Source organism: Paenibacillus silviterrae, assembly GCF_030167925.1.
Taxonomy (GTDB): domain Bacteria; phylum Bacillota; class Bacilli; order Paenibacillales; family NBRC-103111; genus Paenibacillus_G; species Paenibacillus_G silviterrae.
Genome location: NZ_JASKUT010000001.1, coordinates 2,381,152 through 2,405,105, shown reverse-complemented (window position 1 = coordinate 2,405,105; position 23,954 = coordinate 2,381,152). Strand labels below are relative to the sequence as shown.

Below are 23,954 nucleotides of genomic sequence, written 5' to 3'. Positions count from 1 at the left end.
ACATACGACAAAGCCGCCGGCACCTACATGGATGCATCGGCGGCTTTTGCTATGCTATTCGGTTAATCAATCGCGGGCTTATCCGCTTCATACTCCTCGGCAGGCATCCGAATCCAGCGCTTCAGATAGCCTTGCTCGTAAAGTGCCTTGATCAGAATGATAAGGATAGGGGACAGGATCAAGCCCGCCACTCCGAACAGGGAGAGGGAGATGATCATAAACGACAGCATCGTGAAGGCGGAAACCCCCAGCGAATCCCCGGTAATCTTCGGCTCCATAATCTGGCGCACGCCTGTCACAATCACTAGCAGAACCGTCAGCCAGATGGCGAGCGTCGTTTGGCCTACAACGAGCAAATAAATGATCCAAGGGATGAACAGCGTTGCCACGCCTAGCAAAGGAAGCACGTCGAATATCCCGGCGAGCAGCGCGATGGAGAAGGCGTTATGGACTCGAAGCGCGATTAGCGCGATAAAAATGATGAAAAATGTCAAGCTGATCAGCTTGGCTTGCGCTTTTACATAAGTGACAATACCGACGAGCACATTCTCTTTCAGAAACAGGAAAGCCTTCTTGAAGGTCTTTGGTGTCTTCTGGTCGGCGACCCGGCGCCACGTTTCGATCTCGATACTCAGGAAGTAAGCGAGGATGATCGCAATGACGAAGTTGACGACAAAGGTGGAGAAGGAGGTCAGCATCGTGAAAAGCGCCATCAGGAAGGAACGGGCAATTCCGGTGAGCTTCTGTGTAATCTGTGTCGTATATTGACTCACCTGTTCAATCAGATCAGGGGGCAGCATTCCTTCAATCTGCTGCTGCAGCTCACCGCTTCGCAAAATGATTTGATTCTGAAGCACATCGGCGTATTCAGGCAGCTTATCCGTGAGATGTAAGATTTGCGTTGTAAAAATGACGCCGATCCCCGCAATGGCTCCTAAAATGACCAAAACGAAGATTACGGTCGATATCGCTGAGGCAATGGCCTTCTGAATACCGCGCCGGTGCAGGAAGCGGGCGAACGGCTCAATGATCAGGTAAACGACGAACGCCAGAAAAATCGGCGTTGCAATCCGGTACAGGTAGCTGAACAACAGCATGAACAGGTACACGGTTAACACAAGCAGCGCGATGTCGAACGCGGTTTTATAATATTTCCGGTAAAAGGAGAGCATGGTTCACCTCGATCATTAAGGCTTGGAAGCGCCGGTGTCACACCATTTGGCGGCCCACAGCTTCATTTCCTTCAAAATTTGATGCAAATCCTCGCCCTTCGGAGTCAGCTTGTACTCCACCGTAACGGGGACGGTCGGATAAGCCGTGCGTTCTAGCACGCCGTTCTCCTCCAGATGCCGCAGCGTATCGGTAAGCGATTTGGGACTGATGGAAACGATCTTCCTCTGAAGTTCGCCGAAGCGCATGGTTCCTCCGAACAGCTCTCGGAGCACCAGGAAGGACCACTTGCCCCCAATGACATCAAGCGCCCTTTCGATCGAGCATTCGATATGCACCGGCTGCTTGGGAATATAATTGCTGGCTGCTTGCTGACGGGCTGTCGACTCTTTTTCAGGTAATGTCATGTACGTTCAATCCTTTCCCAAAGTTCGTTGTTGTGATTTGAATAGAAGGTAACTTTTAGGTAAGTATATATAATTTATGTAATAATATCAAAAAAACTTCACTACTTTCCAGAAACTTCTGAGCGGGCTACAATGGCTATGAACCTAAATCCATAGTTACTGTAGGAGGTACAAAATGGAATATCGTCGTTTAGGCAGAAGCGGGTTGAAGGTAAGCGAAATTAGTCTCGGCAGCTGGCTCACTTATGGCGGATCCGTCGACAGCAAGGCATCGGAGGCTGTGGTGGACCGCGCGTATGAGCTGGGTATCAATTTCTTTGACACGGCGAATGTGTACCACCGGGGTGCGGCAGAGGAGATCGTAGGCGCCGCCCTGAAAAAATATCCGCGCGAATCGTATGTTCTGGCCACGAAGGTGTTCTTCCCTATGGGGGACGGTCCGAATGACCGGGGCTTGTCCCGCAAGCACATCATGGAGCAGTGTGAGGCAAGCCTCAAGCGGATGAAGGTGGATTACATCGATCTGTACCAGTGCCACCGCTATGATCCGAATACGCCGCTCGAAGAGACATTACGGGCGCTGGATGATTTGGTTACACAGGGGAAGGTGCTGTATGTCGGTGTCAGCGAATGGAGCGCGGTCCAGATCAATGATGCGATTCATATGGCGAAGGAGCTGAACCTGGATCGCATTGTGTCTAACCAGCCGGTGTACAACATGATTAACCGGTATATCGAAAAGGATATAGTCCCTGTCTCCGAACGTGAAGGGGTCGGCCAGGTGGTCTTCTCGCCGCTTGCGCAGGGTGTGCTGACAGGAAAGTACAAGCCGGGCGCACCGCTGCCCGAAGGCTCCCGTGCCACCGATCCGAAGTCGAACGCCTTCATCGGCCGTTACTTGGAGGATGAGCTCCTGCAGAAGGTAGAGAGGCTTGGATTTATCGCTGAGCGGAACGGCATCTCCTTGGCGCAGCTGGCTTTGGCCTGGAATTTGCGCCTGTCGAACATCTCCAGCTGCATCATCGGGGCTTCCCGGCCGGAGCAGGTGGATGAGAATGTCAGGGCGTCCGGCGTGAAGCTGTCGGAGGCGGATCAGCAGGAAATCGAAGACATTCTGGCTTAGTATGGAAAGCCCGCTTGCGCAGCATGGCTGTTCGCAAGGGGCTTTCTTATTTGCCGTGTCAAGACTGGGCCAGGATATACTCGACAAACAAGCTGGAAGCCGGCGATAACAGTCGGTCGCTTCGTGTGCATAGCGCAATCGAGTTGGACATGCTGCAGTCCTCGACCAGTACGCGGCAAACCTCTCCCCGTCGGATCGGCTCGCTGACCTCCAGCGCGGACACGAAGGCCGCACCGAAGCCGGCCGCTACGGAGCGAATCGATTCGGATAGACCGGTAAGCTGCAGTGCGGCGCGAGGGGGCTCCGCTCCATGCAGCCTGCAGAGAGAGAACAGCGCTTCGCGGGCAAAGCTGCCGGGCTCCCGAAGCACGAACGGGACCTTCATCATCTTCGCAAACGTCACCTGTTTCCCTGCAAGCTCATGGCGTGCCGCTACAATAAAAATAAGCTCGTCCCGCAGTAGCTCCTTCACGGTAATCCCGGGGTGCTCCGCGGGACTGCCTCCGATAACCGCGAGATCGGCTTGGTAGTGCAAGAGCCGTTCCATCGCGGAGGAGCTGTTCACCGTGATCAGCTCCATCTCAACGGCAGGCTGCTGCTTAAGAAATGTTGCCATCCATACAGGGAGCAGCTGATGTGCCGGCAGCGAAGTGGCCGCTACGCGCACGCGGCCCGTTCGTCCGCTGCGGTAATCGGACAGCGCAGCTTCCATGCTTGCCTCCAGCGCGAATAGTCTGGATGCATAAGCATGCAGCATAGTGCCTGCTTCGGTAAGCCGGATTCCGCGGCCCTTCGGCTCAAGAAGCGCCAGCGACAGCTCCTGCTCCAGCTTGCGGATTTGGGCGGTGACGGCAGGCTGGCTGATGCGGAGCGCCTCCGCCGCTTTGGTCACACTTCCTAAGGCAGCCGTTTCGTAAAATAGCTTAAGTGCGTGAAGATTCATGGAAATACCCCTTTAAATCATAAGTATTAATTATGAAACAACAACAAAGATATATTAGTTTTATGAATTGCTACCGTCTATTCTAAAGGTAATCCCAGCTTAAGAAAAGGCGGTGCATCAAAACATGAAGTATCAATGTATGAATTGTGACAGGACATATGGCGCGGAGGCGGTATTCAATCCTTACTTATGCGGCTGCGGAGGGGTGTTGGACATTGTTCATGATTTTCGGTCGGTAGACACGGAGAAGCTGAAGAGCTTGTTCGACCTCCGACTATCGGATCGGGTATCCCCTTATGCAAGCGGGGTGTGGCGGTATAAGGAGCTGATCCATCCCGAGCTGCCTGATCCATGGATTACCACTCGGATGGAAGGGAATACAGGACTCTACGAAGCAAGTCCGCAGTTGAGCGATTATGCCGGCTTGCGGACCGTATGGTTCAAGGCGCAGAGCGAGAATCCGAGCGGCTCGTTCAAGGATCTCGGCATGACAGTGGCGGTATCCCATGGCCGCTGGAAAGGCTACCGCGCTTTTACCTGCACTTCCACAGGCAATACTGCCTCTTCCCTTGCTATGTATGCCGCGCGGGGAGGCTGCAGGTCCTATGTCCTGCTGCCTAACCGCCATGTTGCCGCCGAGAAGGCGCTGCAAACATTGGCCTATGGAGCGGAAATCATTACGTTTGACGGAACCTATGACGACGGGATCCGGTTCAGTGAAAGGCATAGCGAGGAGCTGGGGCTCTATGTATGCAATTCCATTAATCCGTACCGGATCGAAGGGCAGAAGGGGATGCTTATCGAGCTGGCCCATTCGCTAGAGTGGCAGCTGCCGGATTGGATCGTCGTCCCCGGAGGAGCGCTCAGTAACGCAACGGCCATAGGCAAAGCCATTCATGAGCTGTATGAGCTTGGCTTCATTCACAGGAAGCCGCGTGTCGCGATCGTTCAGGCGGAGGGGGCAAGTCCTTTTACCCAGATGCTGGCGGCACAGCGAAAGGAGCTCATTCCGGAGCCCAAGCCTTTCACCAAGGCGTCGGCCTTAAATATCGGCAATCCTCCCAGCTGGAGAAAGGCGATTCGCTATGCCATAGACGGCTGCGACGGCGTAACGCTGTCTGTTTCCGATGAAGCTATTCTGCAGGCTAAACGGCTCATCGACCGCAGCGGACTTGGCTGTGAGCCGGCTTCCGCGGCAACGCTGGCCGGTCTTAGGCAGCTGGTTCGGCAAGGGACGATTCACCGGGACGAGACGGCGGTATGCATTCTTACAGGACATCTGCTGAAGGATACCGAGTCGCTTCGGGAGCTGCACCTCGGGGCGACGGATCTCGCCGCAAGCACCCCTTTGAGCGTCGAAGAGCTGATTCTGAGGATACAGCCCGGATTCGACACCGATTGCTAAGCTTGGTTGCTTTCCCGTCTTCATTTCTATACAATAGGGAAAAACGCACATGGGAGCTGTTACTAGGATGAACGTTAAAATTTCCCGCAACGCGGCGAAGGTCCTCCTGGCCGAGATCGAGAAGGAAGAAGACAAAAATTTGAAGCTTCGCGTCTATGTTACGCACAGCCACGGCGACCACGCACATTATGGTCTTGCTATGGATACGCCTACGGAGAAGGACGTTGTCGTTTCTACCGATAAAGGCATCGATGTGATTCTGCAAAAGGACGAAGCGCTGCTGGACGGCGTTCGGATTGATTACTTCTATACTCCGCAGGAGGGCTTCGCCGTAACGAATCCGAGCAAAGGCAATCACGGCGACCATTAATTCGGCTTGTCCCTGCGTATAGAAAGGAAAGGTCCGTATGGCCAACGACATTCGGGTTTGCGACAAATGCAAGCACATGAGAATGAAAACCGCTGTGCCCAAGCTGCAGAAGCTTGCGCCGGATGCGGAGATTAAGATAGGCTGCAAATCCTACTGCGGTCCCTGCTCGCGGTTTGCTTTTATTTACGTGAACGGCCGCTACGTTACCGGAGCTACGGAAGACGAAGCGATAGAGAAGGCGAAGAAATATATCAAATGAAAGAAGAGCCTGTGCAGGGCTCTTTTTTTGTTGTATAATGATCTCCAATTTACCAACCGTTGGTCAATAAAAAGGAGAACGCACAAATTGCTTCCTAAAATGAACTCTGCACAAAAAACGGGTTTTGCCCGTTTCCTGCTCTTTCTGCACGCCTATCATCCGATTGTCCATACCCTGCTCGTCGGTACGATTCTAGCCCGTGCCGCCTCGTCCATGAGTATGCCCTTCCTGGCCATCTATTTGTCCCGAGATGGAATGAATCCGCTGCTCATCGGGGCGATCATCGGCGCGGGCTCTCTGGCGGGGACGGCGGCGGGGTTTATCGGAGGAGCTCTCTCCGACCGTCTCGGACGGAAGCTGATCATGATGATCGCCCTGATCGGCTGGGTCGTCGTCTTCATGGGCTTCGCTGTAGCGAAATCGCCTGCAGCCTTCCTGCTGCTCAATATGCTTAACGGCGTTAGCCGAGCCTTCTACGAGCCGGTTTCTCAGGCGTTGATGGTGGATGTGACGACGAAGGAAAAGCGACTGAAGGTATTCTCGCTCCGATACCTAGCCATCAATGTCGGTGTTGCCGTAGGGCCGCTCCTCGGAGCGTACTTCGGTATGATGGAGGCGTGGCTGCCTTTCCTTGTAACCGCCGGCATTTATTTGGCATATGCAATAGGTCTTTACTTGCTGCTTCAGCGATTCGGCATTCAAAAAATCGAAGGAGAACACAAAAGCCAAGTAACGGTTGCTTCAGCATGGCGCGTCATCACCGGAGACCGGGTATTCCGATTGTATATTATGGGCGGAATCATCGGAGCGATCAGCTATTCCCAGATGACGGTGACCTTATCACAATATGTCGAGCGAAGCGTAACCGACGGAGCGACACTGTTCGCTTTGCTGATGAGCATTAACGCCATTACCGTTGTCGTGCTGCAGGTACCGGTTTCACGGTTCGGGGAGCGCTTCGGCCCGCTTGCAGCGATCGTCGCTGGAAACCTCATGTTTGCCCTAGGCAATATCGGGTACGCCTTTGCGGATTCGTGGCTGCTGTTCATGGTATCGATGTTCTTTTTTACGCTGGGGGAGATATGTAACTTTCCTGCATCGAATGCCCTAATCGACCGGCTGGCGCCGGAGGGAATGCGAGGGACTTACTTCGGGGCACAGTCTTTCACAAGTCTGGGACACTTTATCGGGCCGATCATTGGGGGAGCTGTGCTATCCCACTGGGGCGGGTCTCCGTTGTTCCTGGGATTGGCGGCCTTAACGGTAGGGGGTTCCTACTTTTATTACAAAGGAAATCATTTGTTTAATTTAGGCCTAAAGAACTACGGTAATTCCAGAAATTGAGCACTATGGTTGATATATTCCGTGAGACCTATCTTTTATGCTAAGAATGGATAACAAAAGACAAAATTCGATCGTTCTCGATATGGGCAAAGCAGACGAAAGTCTGTGACGCAAAGCTACAGGGGCTACTACGGAGAAGATGCGTTAAGCCAGCCAGCCGCCGAAGGAAAGATGATTCGCGTATAGATGCGGGCCTCCAGTCCTTGGGACGGAGGTTCTTTTTATGTGTGACAACCTAATTTAAAAGCAAAGAGGGACATGATGATGAAGCAGGAGTTTTGTACGAAGGTGGGCAGTGACGTCGTAGGCTTGTATTTGACGGGCGACGGACCGAGAATGGTGATCAACCGGGAGGAATACGAGCTGACGCGGCCCTGCTGGGACTTGGAGATGGTGATGGGACAGCGTCATCATGTTATTACCTTTTATTGGCGCGGCGAGGTTAAGCTTTCCGTGCGTTTTGATGCCAGTAATGATGTGCTGCTCAAACTGTTTGATTACTTAAGCTATCGGACGGAAAAGGTTCGGTACGCGTAGAAGCAAAAGTTTGTTCAAATGGATAAGCCTCCTGCATACATATTAGGTGATTAAACTAGGGCTGTGAAGATTTCAGCCGGCCTAATAGGAGGAATTCCTGTGCAACCGACCGATTACGCGGCATCGGCTTCATTCGAGCATCGCTTTTGGCTGCAGATTGCGGGCGATCATGCCCGGTTCATTAAGGACGCGTTATCTCCGGATGAAGTACAGGAGATTCAGCGTGCCCGGTTTTACATTGCGAAGCTGGATGAGCTGCTGGAAAAATCCAGGACGGAGCTGGATGAAGCGCAGCTTCAGGAGCTTAGCCGGGAGAGCTATACCCGCGCTCAGGATCTAAGGAACTTCAAGCTCCATCTGCTGCGCAGACACCTTACGGGTAAGATTGGCCTTAAGCTGCCGCCGAGCTTTCTGAACCATATGGTCAATGAAGTGGAGGAGTATTTGCGTGTCCTCCGGTTCCTCGTCTCGGGTCAACCGGCTCCCATGTATAACGAAATCCACCACCATCTGGTGTGGCTTCAGGATGCATTCGGGCATGCCGCTTCGATTGCCGGCGACCTTGATATGGCGGAGCAGCCGCTGATTGAAACCGCCCAGAGCTTCGAATCGCATTTCCGCGATTTTTACATGAAAGCGGTTGAGCTGGCAGGCTACATGCGCGCGAACATTTCGCAGTTTCCGGCACTGGCTCGCTTCAACAAGGAGATTGAGCTGGAGATGGTGCTCTTCAAGGGCTTCCTCCGGGAGCTGGAAGAGATGAGGCTGACTGGCGAGGTGCTGGGTGTATTGACACCGCTAATGGCGGATCATATGGCGCGCGAGGAATGCTATTATTTGACGAAGCTTTCGCTTACGGCCGGCACCAAAGCGCCGGAGTGCGACCCGGGCAAGCCGAGAACGGAAGGATAACAGATAAGGAAGACCGGATCTGAGCAGCGCAAATGCGGGCTCAAGGCGCCGGTCTTTTTTCCGTTGCCGATTCAGCCCTTTTCCGAGCTGCGGTAGGTGCGGGGAGAGACACCTGTCTGCTTCTTGAATACTTTGCCGAAATGGGAGAAATTATCGAAGCCGACCTGCTCCGAGATATCGGTAATGCTGAGCTCGGATTGCTGAAGCAGACGCTGCGCCTCCTTGATTCGTTTGAGGTTCAAATAGTCCGTGAAGCTGAAGCCGGTAATTTCTTTAAATTTGCGGCTGATATGACTGATACTGACATAAAATTTCTCGGAAAGCAGAGGCAGGCTGATCGGTTCGGCGTAATTCGCATTAATATACTGAACGATTTCCGATATTTTTTCATGCATTGGCGAGACATGCTCCATTGGCGCCGTCTTGTTTTTTTGATGATAACGTGCGGCATGCAGCAGAAGCTCGGTTGAGGCAAGCTGAACTGCGAGCTCGTAGCCGGGAGCGGCGGCGTGGATTTCTTCGAGCACGGCCAGCAGCATCCCTTCCAGCTTTAAGCGCTCATGCAGGGGGAGTCGAAGCAGCGGTGCATCAGCCATAAAGGGAGAGCGCAGCAGCTCGGCAAGCTCCGGAGGATGCTGCTCGAAGAAGGACTCCCAGTAATAAATTAAGATGCGATCATGCTCGGGTATGCCGACATCCGAGGTTTTGTGAACTTCTCCCGAGCGAATGAAAATAAGGTCTCCCGCTTCGACAGAGTAAGACCGGTCTTTAATAAAATAGCTCCTCCGCCCGGAAAATAAGTAATAGAGCTCATACTGCGAATGGATGTGGTTAATGGCCATGGTGTAGTGTCCCTTGCGGCGATCGAATTCGACCCCGATCCTCTTGTCCGGCGTGGTGCAACGGAGTTGGTTTGGAAATTGCATCGGCTCATAACGCTCCTTTCCTAGGAACAGTATAACAAAATTTGCGGCATTTGACGCGAAAAGGTTTCATTTGCGGCGAATGTTTTATTTATTTGCGCTATGATTTGATTCAGAGATGGGTTAATCACGAAAGGAGAGAATGAATATGGCAGCAAAAAAGAAATATGTTCAAGTAGGTGTCGGAGGGCGAGCCGAGTTCTTCTACAAGGCGATTGCAACCGATTACAAGGAAACGTCGGAGCTTCTCGCCGTCTGCGATATTAACCAGACCCGCATGAATTACGCCAACAAGCTCCTTACTGAAAAATACGGATACAACCCTGTAAGAACCTACAAAGCTGATCAATTCGATCAAATGATCGAGATTGAAAAGCCGGATGCCGTAATTGTTACCAGTGTGGACCGGACTCATCACACTTACATTATTCGTGCTTTGGAGCTCGGCTGCGATGTCATTACAGAGAAGCCGATGACCGTTGACGAGAAGAAATGCCAGGAAATTCTTGATGCGGTGGAACGCACGGGCCGTCAGGTTCGCGTAACGTTTAACTACCGCTATGCGCCTCATCATACGAAGGCTCGTGAGCTGATCATGAACGGCGAGATCGGCAAGGTCACCTCGATCCATTTCGAATGGCTGCTGAATACGAAGCATGGCGCCGACTATTTCCGTCGTTGGCACCGTGATAAGCGCAACAGCGGAGGCCTGCTGGTGCACAAGTCGACCCATCACTTCGATCTGGTCAACTTCTGGATCGGCTCCCAGCCGGAGGAAGTGTTTGCCTATGGCGACCTGCTGTTCTACGGCAAGGAGAACGCGGAGCAGCGCGGAGAGACGAAATTTTACCAACGCGCTACCGGCAATCCGAATGCGGAAGGCGACCATTTCGCTTTGCACTTGGATAAGAACGAACACTTGAAGGCGCTATACCTTGACGCAGAGCATGAGGACGGCTACCAGAGAGACCAGAGCGTATTCGGCGACGGCATCAACATCGAGGATACTATGGGTGTGCTGGTACGTTATAAAAATAACGCGATCCTGACCTATTCCTTGAACGCCTACATGCCTTGGGAAGGCTATCGGATTGCTTTCAACGGTACCCGCGGCCGGATCGAAATGACCATCGTGGAGCAGTCTTATGTTAACTCCGGTGGCGATAAGGCGCTTGAAGGTGCGTTGAAAGGTAAAAAAATCGTTGTGCAGCCGATGTTCGGAGCTCCCTACGAGGTGCAGGTGGAGGAAGGAAAAGGCGGTCACGGCGGCGGCGACCCTGTGCTGCTGAATGACATCTTCGGTACCCCTGTAGAGGATAAATTCCGCCGCGCAGCGAACCACGTGGATGGCGCCCAGTCGATCTTGACAGGCATTGCGGCGAACCGTTCCATTCGAACAGGCCAAGCGGTAAAAGTGGATGATTTGGTAAAGTTTCACTAAAGTAAATTTAATGTCGAATGAAATCGAATAAAAACCCGCGCCCCGATGCATTTCAAGCATTCGGGCGCTTTTTTTTTCATCCGAGCCCCTATTGTACCGGGAATGTGCAGCGATTATAATGGAATGGTACATAAAATTAGTGCTGTGGAACTAAGGGGAGGAACCGCTGTGCGTTTGATTACTCGTTCCGATTTCGACGGATTGGTATGCGCGATGCTGTTTAAGAAGCTCGGTATGATTGATGAAATGAAGTTCGTTCATCCGAAGGATGTGCAGGATGGACTGATTGAAGTAAATGAAAATGACATTCTGGCTAATGTTCCCTATGTAGCCGGCTGCGGCCTATGGTTCGACCATCATTCCAGCGAGATCGAGCGCAATGCGGAGCAGGTCGGCGTAAAGGGCGAGGTACGTGTAGCACCGAGTGCGGCCCGCGTAGTATACGATTATTACGGCGGCAAAGAACGGTTCGGCGATATCGACGATATCATGGAAGGCGTGGACAAGGCCGATGCGGCGCAGTTTTCCGCCGACGATATTTTGAACCCGAAGCGATGGGATCTGCTGTCTTTCATTATGGATGCACGTACGGGCTTGGGACGTTATCGTGATTACCGGATCAGCAACTATCAGCTGATGGAGGATTTAGTGGATCACTGCGCGACCATGACGATCGAAGAGATTCTGGAGCTCCCAGATGTGAAGGAACGCGTAAACCGCTACTTCGAGCTGGATAAGGAATATAAAGCGATGCTGCAGCAATATACACGGACGGACGGCAATGTCATCATTACGGACCTGCGCGGGGTGGAGACAATTTATCCGGGGAACCGCTTCATGGTGTATGCGCTCTATCCGGAGCAGAACATCTCCATCTGGGCGATCGACGGAAAGGGCAAGCAGAATGCCGTGTTTGCCTGCGGCCACAGCATCATTAACCGCGGAAGCAGGACGGATATCGGCACCCTGATGCTTCAGAACGGCGGCGGCGGCCATAAAGCGGCGGGAACCTGCCAGGTGCCGTATGAGCAGGCGGATGCCGTGCTTGAGCAGCTGATTGCAACGATGAAGTCGAACGGGTAAGCAGCTTGCGGGAACCTTGGCTTGGCGCCTCTTGATGAGGGGCTGAGCTGAGGTTTTTTGTTTCTATACCGCAATGCCTTCTACTTCATCGGATTGGGGTTCTCTTATTCGGTGTATAAACTAACATTGAACTGATGTAAGCGATCGGTTATTGTAGAATTAGGAATTGGAAAAGAGCGGGAGGCGTTGCATTTGGCAATCTTGATCACCGGGGGAGCAGGCTATATTGGAAGCCATACGTGTGTTGAGCTGCTGGAAGCGGGTTATGACATCATCGTAGCTGATAATTTCATAAATAGCAAAATGGAAGCTATGCACCGGGTTCGTGAAATTACGGGTAAGGATTTTCCGGTTTATAACGTGGATTTGCTCCATCGGGAAGGTGTGGAAAAGGTTTTTGCGGAAAATGGGATTGAAGCCGTCATCCACTTTGCCGGACTTAAGGCAGTAGGCGAGTCGGTCCGGCAGCCGTTACGTTATTACCATAACAATATTACCGGTACACTGATCCTTGCGGAGACGATGGCCGCGAACGGCGTGAAGAAGCTGGTGTTCAGCTCTTCCGCGACGGTATACGGGATGCCTGAACGGGTACCGATTGCGGAGGATTTCCCGCTAGGGGCAACGAATCCGTATGGCCGGACGAAGCTGATGATCGAAGAGATCCTAAGGGATCTCTATGTGTCCGATCCGGAATGGAGCATTTCTCTGCTGCGTTATTTTAATCCGATCGGCGCCCATCGTTCCGGTCTGATTGGGGAGGACCCGAACGGTATTCCGAACAACCTGATGCCGTATATTACGCAAGTGGCTATCGGAAAGCTGGAGAAGCTTGGTGTCTTCGGCAACGATTATCCGACGGTGGACGGCACGGGCGTAAGAGACTACATCCATGTCGTTGATCTCGCTATCGGGCATGTAAGGGCTGTGGAGAAGGTCTTGGGCGGCAGGGGAGTGAATGCTTATAACCTGGGAACCGGCCGAGGGTATAGCGTTCTTGAGATGGTAGAAGCGTTCGAAAAGGCGTCCGGCCGTAAGGTACCTTATACTATAGGTCCAAGAAGACCCGGTGACATTGCCGTATGTTATGCCGATCCGGTGAAGGCGAAGGAAGAGCTCGGATGGACGGCAACGCGAGGGATCGAGGAGATGTGCGTGGACTCGTGGCGCTGGCAGTCCCGGAATCCTAAGGGCTACGAATAGGGAACAACCCGCAAAGCCTTAGGCTTGCGGGTTGTTTTTCTTCCAGGCGTTAAGACCGCCTGGAGCAAAGTACTGATATAGGGCGCATTCAATTCGGCCGTTGAACAGCTTCCGCTTCTTGTCCGCTTTCCGCCCGACATAATGCTCGAGCTGCTTGCTGGGGCTAAGGATGAAGGCGGACCAGGTAGGCAGCTGCGTATAAAGATTGCCGAATTGGCGCAGGGCTCGTTCCACTTCTTCCCGGTCGCCGAGACGCTCGCCGTAGGGAGGGTTCGTAATAATGCAGCCGTAATCGCCGCGCGGCTGAGCCTTGCCCACGGGCAGCACCCGCAGGTCGAGCTCGTTCGCGAGTCCGGCCGCCTTCGCAGCCGCTTCCGCTACCTCGATAGCCGATTTGTCGATGTCGGAGCCGATAATCTGCAGCGGAACATCGTCGCGCACGAGATCGAACGCTTCCTCGCGCGCCTGCTCCCACAGCTCCTCCGGCAAGATCGGCCATGCCTCGGAGGGGAACTTGCGCCGCAGCCCCGGCGCGAGGTTCCACGCGATCATCGCAGCCTCGATCGCAATCGTACCCGACCCGCAGAACGGGTCGTAGAGCGGGCGCTCGCCTTGCCAGCGGCTGAGCAGAATCATGGCCGCCGCCATCGTTTCCTTCAGCGGCGCTTCGGTCACAAGCTTTCGGTAGCCGCGCTTGTGCAGGCTCGGGCCCGTCGTGTCCAGCGTCAGCGTGGCCACGTCGTTCAATAGCGCTACTTCGATGACGTAACGGGCTCCGGTTTCCCGGAACCATTCCGTCCCGTATCGCTCCTTCATCTTCTCCACAATCGCTTTCTTCGCGATGCCTTGGCAGGCAGGCACACTCGACAGCTGCGATTTGTGGGATCGGCCTTCGACGGGGAATTCCGCGTCTTCGGGGATCCAGTCGGGCCAATCCAGTGCTTTTGTCCCTTCGAACAGCTCGTCGAAGGTGCGGGCCTCGAATTGCCCCATTTTGATCAAAATGCGGTCCGCTGTTCGCAGCCACAAATTGCAGCGGCAGATGGCCGCTAAATCCGCGGTAAACGTAACGCGGCCGTTCTCGACCGTCATTTCTTCATAGCCCAAGTCCTTGATTTCACGTGCCACCACGGCTTCTAGGCCCATGGGGACGGTGGCGATTAATTGTATTGTAGACATGATCGGGTCACTCCAAAGGGTTGCAGGTTGAAGTCTGGCAGGAAAAGCCATACAATCATTTAGTATAGGACATCCGGCGATGGAACACAAACCGTCCGGAATCGGAAGCGACTCATGTAATCTGGGAGGTAACCGCAAATGGAGACAATATCGGCAGAGCAGTATGTGGAATCCTTGATCAAGGAAGATGAACAGCTGGAGCGAGTAAAAGCGGATATACGAGGGAAGGGCATGCCGGAAATTTCGGTGGCCCCCGGATACGGCACATTACTTACCCTGCTGGTCAAAATGACACGCTCCAATCAGGTATTGGAGATTGGAGCGCTTGGCGGGTATAGCGGCATTTGCTTAGCAAGAGGGCTGAGCAACGAAGGGAAACTTGTATCGCTCGAGCTGAAACAGGAATATGCGGATGTGGCCTTTGCCAACTTGAAGGAAGCGGGTCACGGCCATCAGGTAGAGTATCGGGTAGGCGAAGCGCTTGATAGCTTAAAGCAGCTGGAAGCGGAAGGACGGCGCTTCGACCTGTTCTTCATCGATGCGGACAAAGGGAACTACCCGAATTATCTGGAGTGGGCCATTCGCTTAGCGAACCCGGGAGCTGTCGTCGTTGGCGATAATACGCTGATGCGGGGAAGGACGACGAATCCGGCAGAGAAGGGGAATGCCGTGACCAAGATGCGAATCTTTAATGAGATGATCGTGCAGGATCCTCGTCTTGAGGGCGTGCTGCTCCCTGCGTATGACGGGCTGGCCATTGCCAGGGTACGAGGGTAGCTTGTAGGGACTCGGGGCGTTACCATACCAGACTGAATGGAAACACCCTAAGCAGCCATAGATGTCTGTTTAGGGTATTTGCTCATTTAACGGGCCAGCCGTTGATATTTATGATTTTTCCATTGATGCTGGAAAGCTTTACAAAGCCGATATCCCGGCTATCCGAGCTATTGGATCGGTTATCTCCGAGTACGAAGACGGTGCCGTTCGGAACGGTACTTTCCCTGTAGTTTCTTGTGTTAAAGGGTCGGCCCTTTTGCTTCGCGGAAGCAATAGCTTCCTGGAGATAGGGCTCCTCCAGCAGCTCTCCATTCACATAAACCTGGTCGCCGTCGACTTTGATTCGCTCACCGGGCAGGGCAATAATGCGTTTTACGTAATCGCGCGAAGGTGTTGCGTGAAATACAATCAAATCTCCCCGCTCAAAATTATGGCTCTCATAATACGATGTATCAATGATAATCCGATCCTGAGCGAAAAGGGAGGGCTCCATGGAGGGACCTTCCACAACGAACGGCTTCAGGTCCTGCGTATAAATTGAAACGGCTAATAATAGCGCATAAAACAGCTTCATGGTTTGCTCCCTCTCAATATTGTTTCTCTAGGAAGCCTTCATCCATAATTCCGTCGGAGGGAGAGGCGGACTCTCCAGTCCCGGCAGTGAGGCGGACGGTTCGGATTCCCCGCTATTACTCCCTTGAATGACCTGACTCCTGGATTCCTTCACCTCGAGCTGGCCGTAATAGATAAACATCAGCTCGGCACACAGCAGAATGAACAGTACCTTCTTCACATTAATTCTAAGCAAAAGCAAGCACCTCCGAACAGATTCATTCCACTTGGATTCCGTTAGCATCCGCTCCGTCAAGCGTCTGTAGCGGGCTTCCTACCGGCATGAAGCGAGCGTTGTGCCCAGACGGCATTGCACAGGAGCAGAACACATGTCACGACGAATATCCCTTTAATGCCGATATAACCGCTGACCGCGCCGCCGAAAATCGGCCCTGCCATATTGCCAAGGCTTAGCGCACTGGAGTTAAAGCTGTAGGAGCGGCTCTCCATCCCTGTGGGTGTATATTTACGGATGAGCGTTTGCACCGAGGGAAGCAAGCCGCCCATAAAGATACCCTGCAGGAAGCGTGCCGCAAACAGCTGCCAGATGTTCGTGACCAATGCCTGCGGGATGAAAGCGATGGCTGCGCCTATAAGAGCAATGACCAGAATTCGCTGCTGGCCGATCCGATCCCCGAGCCTTCCTAAGAGGGGAGAGGCAATCATGTTGGAGAAGCCTGTAATCGAGCCGACAAGCCCGGAAAAGAACGCGAGATATTCACCCTTGCCGTGAAGCTCCTGAACGAACAGAGGGATTTGCGGCATCGAGCTGAGTAAGGCGAACTGAATCATAAACGTAACCGTGTAAAGCGAGGGCAGCTCCCGAATTTTAACAAGCTCGGAGAAGCCGGCAAAGATCGATTTGCTCTTGGTGACCGCTGCCTGAACGGCATCAAAATTTTCCTTTACCAGGAGCATGGTCAAGATAGAAGCTGCGCACAGCAATCCTCCGGTAATATAAAAGATCGGACGGAAGCCGATCCATTCCGCCAGGAGTCCGCCGATGAGCGGTCCCAAGATCGTACCGGCCACCCCTCCGGACTGCAGTGTCCCCATGGCGAAGCCCATGTTTTGCTTAGGCGTGTTCGTGGACATCAGTGCCACCGAAGCGGGGACGAAGCCGGAAACCAAGCCGTTCGTCATCCGGAGCAGCAGCAGGTGCAGAGGGGAAGCAGCAAGCCCCATGAGCATCATGACAAGAGCCATGCCGAAGCCGGAACGGAGCAGCATCATCTTGCGTCCATACCTGTCTGCCAGGCCGCCCCAAATCGGCTGAGCGATAAACGACGTAACAAAATTCCCGGCAAAAATAAATCCAGCCCAGATGGCCACCGTATGCGGATCTGTGATGCCCATTTCTTGAATGTACAGCGGGAGGAACGGAATGATCATCGTCATCCCCGCCATGGCCAGAAAGTTTCCGAACCAAAGAACGATTAAGTTAATTTTCCAGCGAGCCAAATCGGTTCTCCTCTTTCCTGTTGCAGGTCCAATATGTCTGGATTTGAACCAATGGTTAATTATTACATCCGAATCTTGCTTTCCCTATTGTACCATAAACAGGCCGCGACCGTACAATTTCAGCCCTCCATTGCGGTCTGCTGCTCGTACCGAAACCGCTCCAGATTGGGAAGCCCCACTTGCTCGGCGATGGCTATGGCCTTGCTGACATCATAGGGTACCCGAACCATGGAGACTGCGAACGGTCCCGGCTCGCGGCAGTCAGAGAGCCCATCCAGGATCACATAGCTCGCCTGAGCGATGCCGTCATAAGGTGCACCGACGCTTCCGGTATTGAACAGCATCAAGCCTTGCTTGTCCTTCGATTTGAACGTCCGATGAAACGAAACATGAATGTCCGCATACCCGACCACATCCGGCGTCACCCCATCCTCACCGGCAAAACTCCCGGTTGCCTCCGTATTATTGAACAGGGCGAGACGTTCCGTCTTGTCGGCTTTCTTCAATACCCTATGATATACGCTCTTCGCCGAAGCATGGAACAGCCGCACCCTCTTGCCGCTAAGCCAAAGATCTGCACAAAAGGGAAGAGTACGTAAATATTCCAGTCGTTCCTTTCCCAATCGGTCTTGCTGCCATAGGCCGGCCTCCTTATCCTGAGGCTCGTTAATCCCAAGGTCCCAATTGCCCTGAACCGTAAGCTCGCAAAGCTCGCGAATCCGGTCTACGGCTTCTGCCGGCTGAGGGCCTTTGCCCACCAGGTCACCCAAGCAAATCACTCGCTTAATTCGGTGACGGCGTATGTCCGCCGCCACCGCCTCCAAAGCGGGAAGATTGCCGTGAATATCCGCTATAATGGCTATTTTCACCATACGGGCAATCCTCCTATAATCTTAATACTTTCCTCTCATTATGCCAGAACTTAGTAGATCTTGTGAATGACCTCTTCAAAATCCGGCTCTTCCATATGTACGTCCATGATCGTACCGTGCTGCTCCAGGCGGCGCAGCACCTCCATAGCCTGCAGCTCCGAACGGTTGCAGTGGACGGTAAGCTCGGTGCCCGATTCCGATACGACCTGGAAACCGACCTGCAAGTCCGGGGGGATTTGCACCCTTGTTGTAAAGGTTACCTTCAGGATCGTAGGAAGACCGATCCGCTCTCTTAGATTATGGATCGTGCCGTCATAAGCGAGCCGGCCGTGGTTAATCACCATCACTCGCTGACAGAGTTCTTCGATGTCATCCATATCGTGGGTGGTCAGCAGGACGGTTTTCCCGAATTCCCGATTGACTGTTGAAAGTAACCGGCGAATGTTCTTTTTGGCTACCACATCGAGACCGATGGTAGGCTCATCGAGGAACAGCACCTCGGGATCGTGCAGCAGTGCAGCCGCCAGGTCCGCCCGCATTCGCTGTCCGAGGGAAAGCTTGCGCACCGGGGTATCGATAAATTCCTTAAGCCCGAGGAGCTCGCCGAGCTCCTCCAGACGTCTCTGTTTATCCTGCTCCTCCACCCGGTACATGGCTGCCAATATATCGAAGGAATCGCGGACGGGCAAGTCCCACCACAGCTGGCTGCGCTGGCCGAATACTACGCCGAGTCTTCCTACGACATGTCTGCGTTCCCGATGCGGACTCCGGCCGCCGATCAGCACTTGGCCCGAGGAAGGATGCAGAATGCCCGTTAGCATCTTGATTGTCGTCGATTTGCCTGCGCCGTTCGGACCGATATAACCGACGAATTCACCTTTGCCGATGGTGAAGCTGATATCCTGCACCGCCGTTTTGTGTGCCAGGTTCCCGGAAAGATAGGCGCGGATGCGCGCCAGCCGGCTTTTATGGGCTGGGGGAATACGGAAGCTTTTATGTAAATGTTGAACTTGGATCATGGTAAAGGAACACTCCTCTCGGGGCCGCCTGACCTTCAGCTGCCCGTACTTTGGTATTTGGTCAAGCCGAGCTGCCAAAAGCGGTACATGAGCAGCAGAAACACGAAAGCAAAAGCCATCACCGCCGGCAGCACCCACCAGCCGTACATTCCCCTGACCACGTAAAGCGTCGGAATATAGTTGGCCATAGCTGTCGGAACGAGGGTGAGCAGGATCCCCTTGAGCCAACCGGGATACAGGTCCAGCGGATATTGCACCGCGGTTCGCGCTGCATCCTCGGTTACATTTTGCAGCTCGCTGGTCCTTGTCATCCAGAAGCCGAACGTCACGGTACCCAGTCCGATGGCAAACAGCAAAACGGCTCCGGTTGGAATGACCGCCAGAAGCGTGAGCGGTATGGCCCACCAAGAGACTTGCCCGATCTCCAAAAGATGGCTGAGGGACAAGGTAAGGATGATGCCTCCCTGAATGAGCTCCCCGGGCATCAGCCGAAAGTTCTGCGTCATCAGCGTGAGCAGAATCGGCAAGGGGCGTATCAGCAGACCGTCAAGGTCGCCCGAAATCAAGTATTTTTCCAGATGGTGTACGTCGTTGGCGAACATGCGGAACAGCATTTTGGAGAGCATGATGGTTGCGTATAAGTAGCCGATCTCGTAGAGGCTCCAGCCGAGAATGCGGTCAAACTTCCATAGGACGAGGGAAATCAGCAGAAAATCCATGGCATTAACGATCGCCGCCAGCAGGGTGGAGAACCAGAAGTTGAACGTATACTGCATCCGGCTCCGTACGCTGGCGCGGATCAGCAGCAAGTACATATGGAAGTAGTTCATCCGCCCTGCACCTCCACTTGACGTCTCGCCCAAGCGGTTGCCAAGAGGCACAGCATGGTAAAGCCGGCTCCCCATACAAGTCCGCCGAGCATGCTGGTCACGGGCTCTAACCCGAGATATATTTTACTTGGAATAAATTGCAGATAAGGATAAGGCGTCCAGCGGCTAACGACTTGCAGCCATCCCGGGAGCCATTCAATTGGGATGAGAAAGCCGGATAGGACGGTCGAAACCGAGTAATGCACCCAATACAGCCATTGCGATTCCGTGGTCCACAAGGACGTAATGCCGATCAAGTAGTTGATGCAGATGCTGATGTAAGCGGCGGATAGAATGGCTCCGATGAAGCCAAGCCAGGTGGAAGCGTCCGCTGGAACCGGAAGAGAGAGGGTGAACAGATAAAGAAGGTAGATAGGCATGGTTTTGTAAAGTAGCTGGTAGGTGATTTGTCCCCATTCACGGCACATGAGCTGGTAGAACAGGTTGACCGGCCGAAGCAGCTCGATGGCGATTTGTCCTGTCCGGACGGAGCGTTCGATGGCCAGGCCATGAGTGACGAAGATTGTGACCCACAGGAAGGCTTGATTAAGGGCAACGTAGTGAACGACGCTCCCGACGGTGTACCCCTCCATAGCAGAGGATTCTCCGATCCCCCTCCATATGGAGACGTAAATAAGCCCGAAGACCGCACTGGCCAAGGTGTTGATGGCATGAGAGGCGCGGTACTGCAGGTTGCGGGAATACGTCTTGCTTGCTAACACGGGAAAAAGCATAGACACCTCCGAGGAATGGTTTGCGTTGGCGCAGGTAACGGCTGCGCGGTTCGCAGTAAGCGGTTTCCTATCTTGGGGTATTCATGCGGTGAAATTGGCGAGAGGATTTCTATGATAGCAAAAATGGATTGATCTGGCAATTACTTTTTTTAATCAATTTTTAAGTTTGTCGACTCATGACCGGAATGGGCGAATTTGGTATAATGGGGTGCACGATGAGGTTGGAAGCAGCTTGTTATGCAAAGGGGTAGGTTGCCATTTTATCACGATCGGAGAAGCAAAAGGAGCAGAAGGAATCAAAGTTTCGCAAGACGTTATGGATCAAGGCAAGCGTCATCGCCGTTCTGACGGTGGGTGCCTTCGGATATTTGGTTTCCTCCCTCGATCCGCCGGGTCAGCAGGCGGAAGCGGAAGCGAAGAGCGGAGTCGCAGCCGGGGGGAAGGCGCCTGCAGCAGGTAACCCTTCAACGGCGGGGGAGAAGCCGAGTTCGGATGTGCCATCCGTACCCAAGCCCCCGGAGAAGGTGAATTTGACGTTTGTCGGCGATATCCTTTTTGCCAGTAAGGTGGAGGATTTGCTCAAGACGAACGGGTATGCGTACCCTTATAAATACGTCAAATCGTATTTGGAAAAAGCCGATATTACGATAGCCAATCTGGAGTCGCCGATTACGGACAGGGGCAAGGCGGAAAGCAAGGAGTATGTGTTCCGCTCGCCGGTACAGGCGCTTCCTGAGCTCAAGAATGCCGGCGTCGATGTATTGAACCTGGCGAACAACCACATTATGGACTACGGGCAAGAGGGTCTATTGGATACATTCGATCATTTGGACACCCATCAGTTTCGAAGAGTCGGTGCCGGACGCAATATCGACGAGGCCTTTACCCCAGCGATCGTTCAGCATCAGGGGATGAAAATCGCGTTCCTCGGATTTAGCCGCGTGATCCCGAGCACCAGCTGGTATGCGGGCAAGAATAAACCGGGCGTAGCGGAAAGCTACAGCACCAAAATGGCTTCCGAGGCCATCCGGAAGGCAAGAGCGGAGGCGGACCTGGTCGTTGTTATCGCTCATTGGGGTCAGGAGCGTAAGGATCGTCCCGTCAAGGAGCAGGTCGATTTGGCTCATACCTACATCGATGAGGGCGCAGATCTCGTCGTGGCAAGTCACCCGCATGTGCTGCAGGGCTTCGAGCAGTATAAAGGCAAATGGATCGCTTACAGCTTGGGCAATTTTATTTTTACTACTAATGAGGTGCCTGCGACTTGGGAAAGCATGATTCTGGAGGCGTCTTGCACGAAGGAGAGAACGTGCGAGCTGCATATGATTCCGATCATGACCAAGTGGGCGCAGCCGATTCGGATGGTGGAGGATCTCGGGCTTAAGCTGTTCGAGAGGCTGTCGCGGGTTTCGTACAACGCTAAGATCGACGAGCAAGGGAACATTCGGGTCGGGCCTGTGAACACGGGATTCCTGGCGCCGGCTGTGGAGGCCGTGCCGCCGACGGTGAAGACGCCTCCGGCCAAGAGCCCGAGCAGCGGTGTAAAACCGACCGAGTCGAAGCCGGCGGACTCAAAGACGACCGATTCAAAGTCAACGACACCTAAGACGGAGGGGAAAAGCACGGCGCCGGCCCAGTCGCCTTCCACGTCGAAGCCGGCAGCCACACCGCCGAAGGAACAGAGCAAAGCTACGGCACCGGCCCAGCAGAAGCCCGCATCGGAATCGCCCGGGGAAAGGTAAAAGAAGGATCGTCAGGAATGCTGTGATAGGCATTTCTAACGATTTTTTGTTTTCATGATAACGAATGTTTACAAAAACATCGGTTGTTCATCCCTAGAAGGCCATCACCTGTTGGGCAAGGGAGGCAATGCTGCTATAGTGCACAAATCTACGACCCAAGAGAGACTTGACCAGGTGATTTGTGCGGATAGGCATCTTTGAGAGAGTGTAATGGCTGAAAACGCGGCATATTGCCCGGGAATGTTGTATTTACGCAGAAATCTTCTTGCTTTGTTTCAGAGCCGAGAAAAAAGTTGTATATTCTCAGAAATGATGCTGTTAACACGTAGAGATTTCAAAAAGGACGTTGTCAGGCATTTTTAATAAATAAATATTATCATGCGAATAAAAACATATAAATTTACATTATTACCAATATGAGTTATTGTAATATCCAAGAAGACTCTTGGAGGGATGCATAATGAATGTGCATAAAGGGTTAGAAGGTATTGTTGCGGGGGAGTCGTCGATCAGTTTAGTGGACGGGGAGAAGGGGTGGCTGGTGTATCGCGGTTATTGGGCAAGGGAGCTGGCGCAAACGAGCAGCTTCGAGGAGGTCGCGTTCCTGCTCTGGAAGGGGCGATTGCCGAATCCCGAGGAGGCAGCTCAGTGGAAAGCGCAATGGAAGGAGCTGCGCGAGCTCCCGGCTTATGTAAGGCAGCTCATTGACGCGATCCCCTCCGACAGGCCGATGATGAGCGTCGTCCAATCGGCGGTCGCTGCCATCGGGTGCGGTCCGGAGTGGCCTCCGACGCTTGAACAGGCACTTACTCTCACAGCGATCGTTCCCACGATCATTGCCTATCGATACAGGCAGCTGGCGGGTCTCAGCTGGACAGGACCGTCAGCGGAGCTCGATCACACGGCGAACTACTTGTACATGCTGCATGGGGCCAGGCCGCAGGACGACCATGTTCGGGCGCTGGATGCCTATCTTGTTCTGGCTATGGAGCATGGCTTTAACGCGTCTACCTTCGCGGGGAGGGTGATTGCCTCAACGGAAGCGGGAATGATCCCGGCGGCGAGCGGAGCGATCGGCGCAATGAAGGGCCCCCTTCACGGAGGAGCGCCATCGGCCGTTATCGAGCTGCTTGAAGCGATGGGCAGCAAGGAGAAAGCCGAGGCGCAAATCCGCGGCATTCTGGAGCAAGGGGGCAGGCTTATGGGGTTCGGTCACCGCGTTTACAAAACGAGCGATCCTCGAGCCTTAGCGCTGCGGGAAGTCACCAAGCGGGTTGCCTCGGGCGACCCTTGGTTTGAGCTTGCGCTTTATGTCGAGGAGACGGCCCTCCGTTTGCTGGAAGAGTATAAGCCCGGACGCAGGCTGTATACCAATGTCGAGTTCTACGCTGCTGCGATTATGAAAGCGATCGGGATGCCGGCGGAGCTGTTCACGCCGACATTCACAGCCAGCCGCATGGTAGGCTGGACGGCGCACATCCTGGAGCAGTCCGCAAATAACCGGATATACCGTCCTCAGTCAGCCTACACGGGGTCATTCCCGTCAAGCGGCTAACATAAAGAAAGAGG

Annotated in this window: 25 protein-coding genes and 1 riboswitch; of the genes, 13 read left to right on the top strand and 12 right to left on the bottom strand. The window is 53.5% G+C overall.

The window, feature by feature from the left end:
• Positions 1-62: 62 nt before the first annotated feature.
• Both QMO62_RS10810 and QMO62_RS10805 read right to left on the bottom strand, forming a co-directional pair.
• Positions 63-1,172 carry an AI-2E family transporter gene (locus QMO62_RS10810; RefSeq protein ID WP_284640979.1) on the bottom strand — a complete coding sequence of 370 codons (1,110 nt, stop codon included), beginning with the start codon at positions 1,170-1,172 and terminating at the stop codon, positions 63-65.
• A 15-nt stretch (positions 1,173-1,187) separates the two neighbouring features.
• Entirely contained in the window at positions 1,188-1,577 is a 390-nt protein-coding gene (locus QMO62_RS10805) for a winged helix-turn-helix transcriptional regulator (protein WP_284640978.1), read from the bottom strand.
• Between the two features lie 175 nt (positions 1,578-1,752).
• On the opposite strand from QMO62_RS10805, the gene QMO62_RS10800 reads away from it, so the two are divergent.
• Positions 1,753-2,700, top strand: coding sequence for an aldo/keto reductase family protein (locus tag QMO62_RS10800; protein ID WP_284640977.1), 948 nt, complete (start codon positions 1,753-1,755; stop codon positions 2,698-2,700).
• A gap of 58 nt (positions 2,701-2,758) precedes the next feature.
• On the opposite strand, the gene QMO62_RS10795 is transcribed toward QMO62_RS10800, so the two are convergent.
• Complete coding sequence (locus tag QMO62_RS10795; protein WP_284640976.1) at positions 2,759-3,643, bottom strand: LysR family transcriptional regulator; 885 nt, start codon at positions 3,641-3,643, stop codon at positions 2,759-2,761.
• A 124-nt stretch (positions 3,644-3,767) separates the two neighbouring features.
• On the opposite strand from QMO62_RS10795, the gene thrC reads away from it, so the two are divergent.
• The 6 genes from thrC to QMO62_RS10765 all read left to right on the top strand — a co-directional run bounded on the left by thrC (position 3,768) and on the right by QMO62_RS10765 (position 8,470).
• Positions 3,768-5,048: a threonine synthase gene (gene thrC / locus QMO62_RS10790; protein WP_284640975.1), complete on the top strand. Its 1,281-nt coding sequence runs from the start codon at positions 3,768-3,770 to the stop codon at positions 5,046-5,048.
• A gap of 67 nt (positions 5,049-5,115) precedes the next feature.
• Complete coding sequence (locus tag QMO62_RS10785; RefSeq protein ID WP_284640974.1) at positions 5,116-5,418, top strand: iron-sulfur cluster assembly accessory protein; 303 nt, start codon at positions 5,116-5,118, stop codon at positions 5,416-5,418.
• Positions 5,419-5,455: 37 nt separating this feature from the next.
• The gene (locus tag QMO62_RS10780; RefSeq protein WP_284640973.1) at positions 5,456-5,677 is read left to right on the top strand and encodes a YuzB family protein; all 222 of its coding nucleotides are present in this window, start codon (positions 5,456-5,458) and stop codon (positions 5,675-5,677) included.
• Between the two features lie 99 nt (positions 5,678-5,776).
• Complete coding sequence (locus QMO62_RS10775) at positions 5,777-7,021, top strand: MDR family MFS transporter (protein WP_372516715.1); 1,245 nt, start codon at positions 5,777-5,779, stop codon at positions 7,019-7,021.
• Between the two features lie 75 nt (positions 7,022-7,096).
• Positions 7,097-7,186: riboswitch (cyclic di-GMP riboswitch) on the top strand.
• A gap of 99 nt (positions 7,187-7,285) precedes the next feature.
• Positions 7,286-7,558 carry a hypothetical protein gene (locus QMO62_RS10770; RefSeq protein ID WP_284640971.1) on the top strand — a complete coding sequence of 91 codons (273 nt, stop codon included), beginning with the start codon at positions 7,286-7,288 and terminating at the stop codon, positions 7,556-7,558.
• 99 nt (positions 7,559-7,657) lie between these two features.
• Positions 7,658-8,470 carry a DUF2935 domain-containing protein gene (locus QMO62_RS10765; RefSeq protein WP_284640970.1) on the top strand — a complete coding sequence of 271 codons (813 nt, stop codon included), beginning with the start codon at positions 7,658-7,660 and terminating at the stop codon, positions 8,468-8,470.
• A 71-nt stretch (positions 8,471-8,541) separates the two neighbouring features.
• Here the strand turns inward: QMO62_RS10765 and QMO62_RS10760 are convergent, their stop codons facing one another.
• A complete protein-coding gene (locus QMO62_RS10760) occupies positions 8,542-9,396 on the bottom strand; it encodes a helix-turn-helix domain-containing protein (RefSeq protein WP_284640969.1) in 855 nt (284 codons plus the stop codon).
• Between the two features lie 145 nt (positions 9,397-9,541).
• Between QMO62_RS10760 and QMO62_RS10755 the strand changes: the two genes are divergently transcribed.
• From QMO62_RS10755 to galE, 3 genes are all read left to right on the top strand, one after another.
• Positions 9,542-10,834, top strand: coding sequence for a Gfo/Idh/MocA family protein (locus QMO62_RS10755; protein WP_284640968.1), 1,293 nt, complete (start codon positions 9,542-9,544; stop codon positions 10,832-10,834).
• A gap of 168 nt (positions 10,835-11,002) precedes the next feature.
• A complete protein-coding gene (locus tag QMO62_RS10750) occupies positions 11,003-11,917 on the top strand; it encodes a DHH family phosphoesterase (protein WP_284640967.1) in 915 nt (304 codons plus the stop codon).
• Between the two features lie 192 nt (positions 11,918-12,109).
• Complete coding sequence (gene galE, locus QMO62_RS10745; RefSeq protein WP_284640966.1) at positions 12,110-13,120, top strand: UDP-glucose 4-epimerase GalE; 1,011 nt, start codon at positions 12,110-12,112, stop codon at positions 13,118-13,120.
• Between the two features lie 18 nt (positions 13,121-13,138).
• Here galE and QMO62_RS10740 read toward each other — a convergent pair whose 3' ends face one another.
• Complete coding sequence (locus tag QMO62_RS10740; RefSeq protein WP_284640965.1) at positions 13,139-14,299, bottom strand: THUMP domain-containing class I SAM-dependent RNA methyltransferase; 1,161 nt, start codon at positions 14,297-14,299, stop codon at positions 13,139-13,141.
• Positions 14,300-14,437: 138 nt separating this feature from the next.
• Between QMO62_RS10740 and QMO62_RS10735 the strand changes: the two genes are divergently transcribed.
• Positions 14,438-15,076: an O-methyltransferase gene (locus QMO62_RS10735; RefSeq protein WP_284640964.1), complete on the top strand. Its 639-nt coding sequence runs from the start codon at positions 14,438-14,440 to the stop codon at positions 15,074-15,076.
• A gap of 82 nt (positions 15,077-15,158) precedes the next feature.
• On the opposite strand, the gene lepB is transcribed toward QMO62_RS10735, so the two are convergent.
• The 7 genes from lepB to QMO62_RS10700 form a co-directional block, all read right to left on the bottom strand.
• Positions 15,159-15,650, bottom strand: coding sequence for a signal peptidase I (gene lepB, locus QMO62_RS10730; protein ID WP_284640963.1), 492 nt, complete (start codon positions 15,648-15,650; stop codon positions 15,159-15,161).
• Between the two features lie 27 nt (positions 15,651-15,677).
• On the bottom strand, positions 15,678-15,884 hold the full coding sequence (locus QMO62_RS10725) for a hypothetical protein (RefSeq protein WP_284640962.1): 207 nt from the start codon (positions 15,882-15,884) through the stop codon (positions 15,678-15,680).
• A 56-nt stretch (positions 15,885-15,940) separates the two neighbouring features.
• Positions 15,941-17,149 carry an MFS transporter gene (locus QMO62_RS10720; protein WP_284640961.1) on the bottom strand — a complete coding sequence of 403 codons (1,209 nt, stop codon included), beginning with the start codon at positions 17,147-17,149 and terminating at the stop codon, positions 15,941-15,943.
• Positions 17,150-17,268: 119 nt separating this feature from the next.
• Positions 17,269-18,021, bottom strand: a complete 753-nt coding sequence (locus tag QMO62_RS10715; protein ID WP_284640960.1) for a metallophosphoesterase family protein — start codon at positions 18,019-18,021, stop codon at positions 17,269-17,271.
• 50 nt (positions 18,022-18,071) lie between these two features.
• Positions 18,072-19,040 carry an ABC transporter ATP-binding protein gene (locus QMO62_RS10710; RefSeq protein ID WP_284640959.1) on the bottom strand — a complete coding sequence of 323 codons (969 nt, stop codon included), beginning with the start codon at positions 19,038-19,040 and terminating at the stop codon, positions 18,072-18,074.
• 35 nt (positions 19,041-19,075) lie between these two features.
• Entirely contained in the window at positions 19,076-19,870 is a 795-nt protein-coding gene (locus QMO62_RS10705) for an ABC transporter permease (RefSeq protein WP_284640958.1), read from the bottom strand.
• Complete coding sequence (locus QMO62_RS10700; RefSeq protein ID WP_284640957.1) at positions 19,867-20,643, bottom strand: ABC transporter permease; 777 nt, start codon at positions 20,641-20,643, stop codon at positions 19,867-19,869. Before QMO62_RS10700 ends, QMO62_RS10705 begins: the two co-directional genes overlap by 4 nt.
• A 350-nt stretch (positions 20,644-20,993) precedes the next feature.
• On the opposite strand from QMO62_RS10700, the gene QMO62_RS10695 reads away from it, so the two are divergent.
• Positions 20,994-22,385 (top strand): CapA family protein, encoded by a 1,392-nt coding sequence (locus QMO62_RS10695; RefSeq protein ID WP_284640956.1) that lies wholly within the window; start codon positions 20,994-20,996, stop codon positions 22,383-22,385.
• Positions 22,386-22,845: 460 nt separating this feature from the next.
• On the top strand, positions 22,846-23,940 hold the full coding sequence (locus tag QMO62_RS10690; protein WP_284640955.1) for a citrate synthase/methylcitrate synthase: 1,095 nt from the start codon (positions 22,846-22,848) through the stop codon (positions 23,938-23,940).
• Positions 23,941-23,954 lie beyond the last annotated feature (14 nt).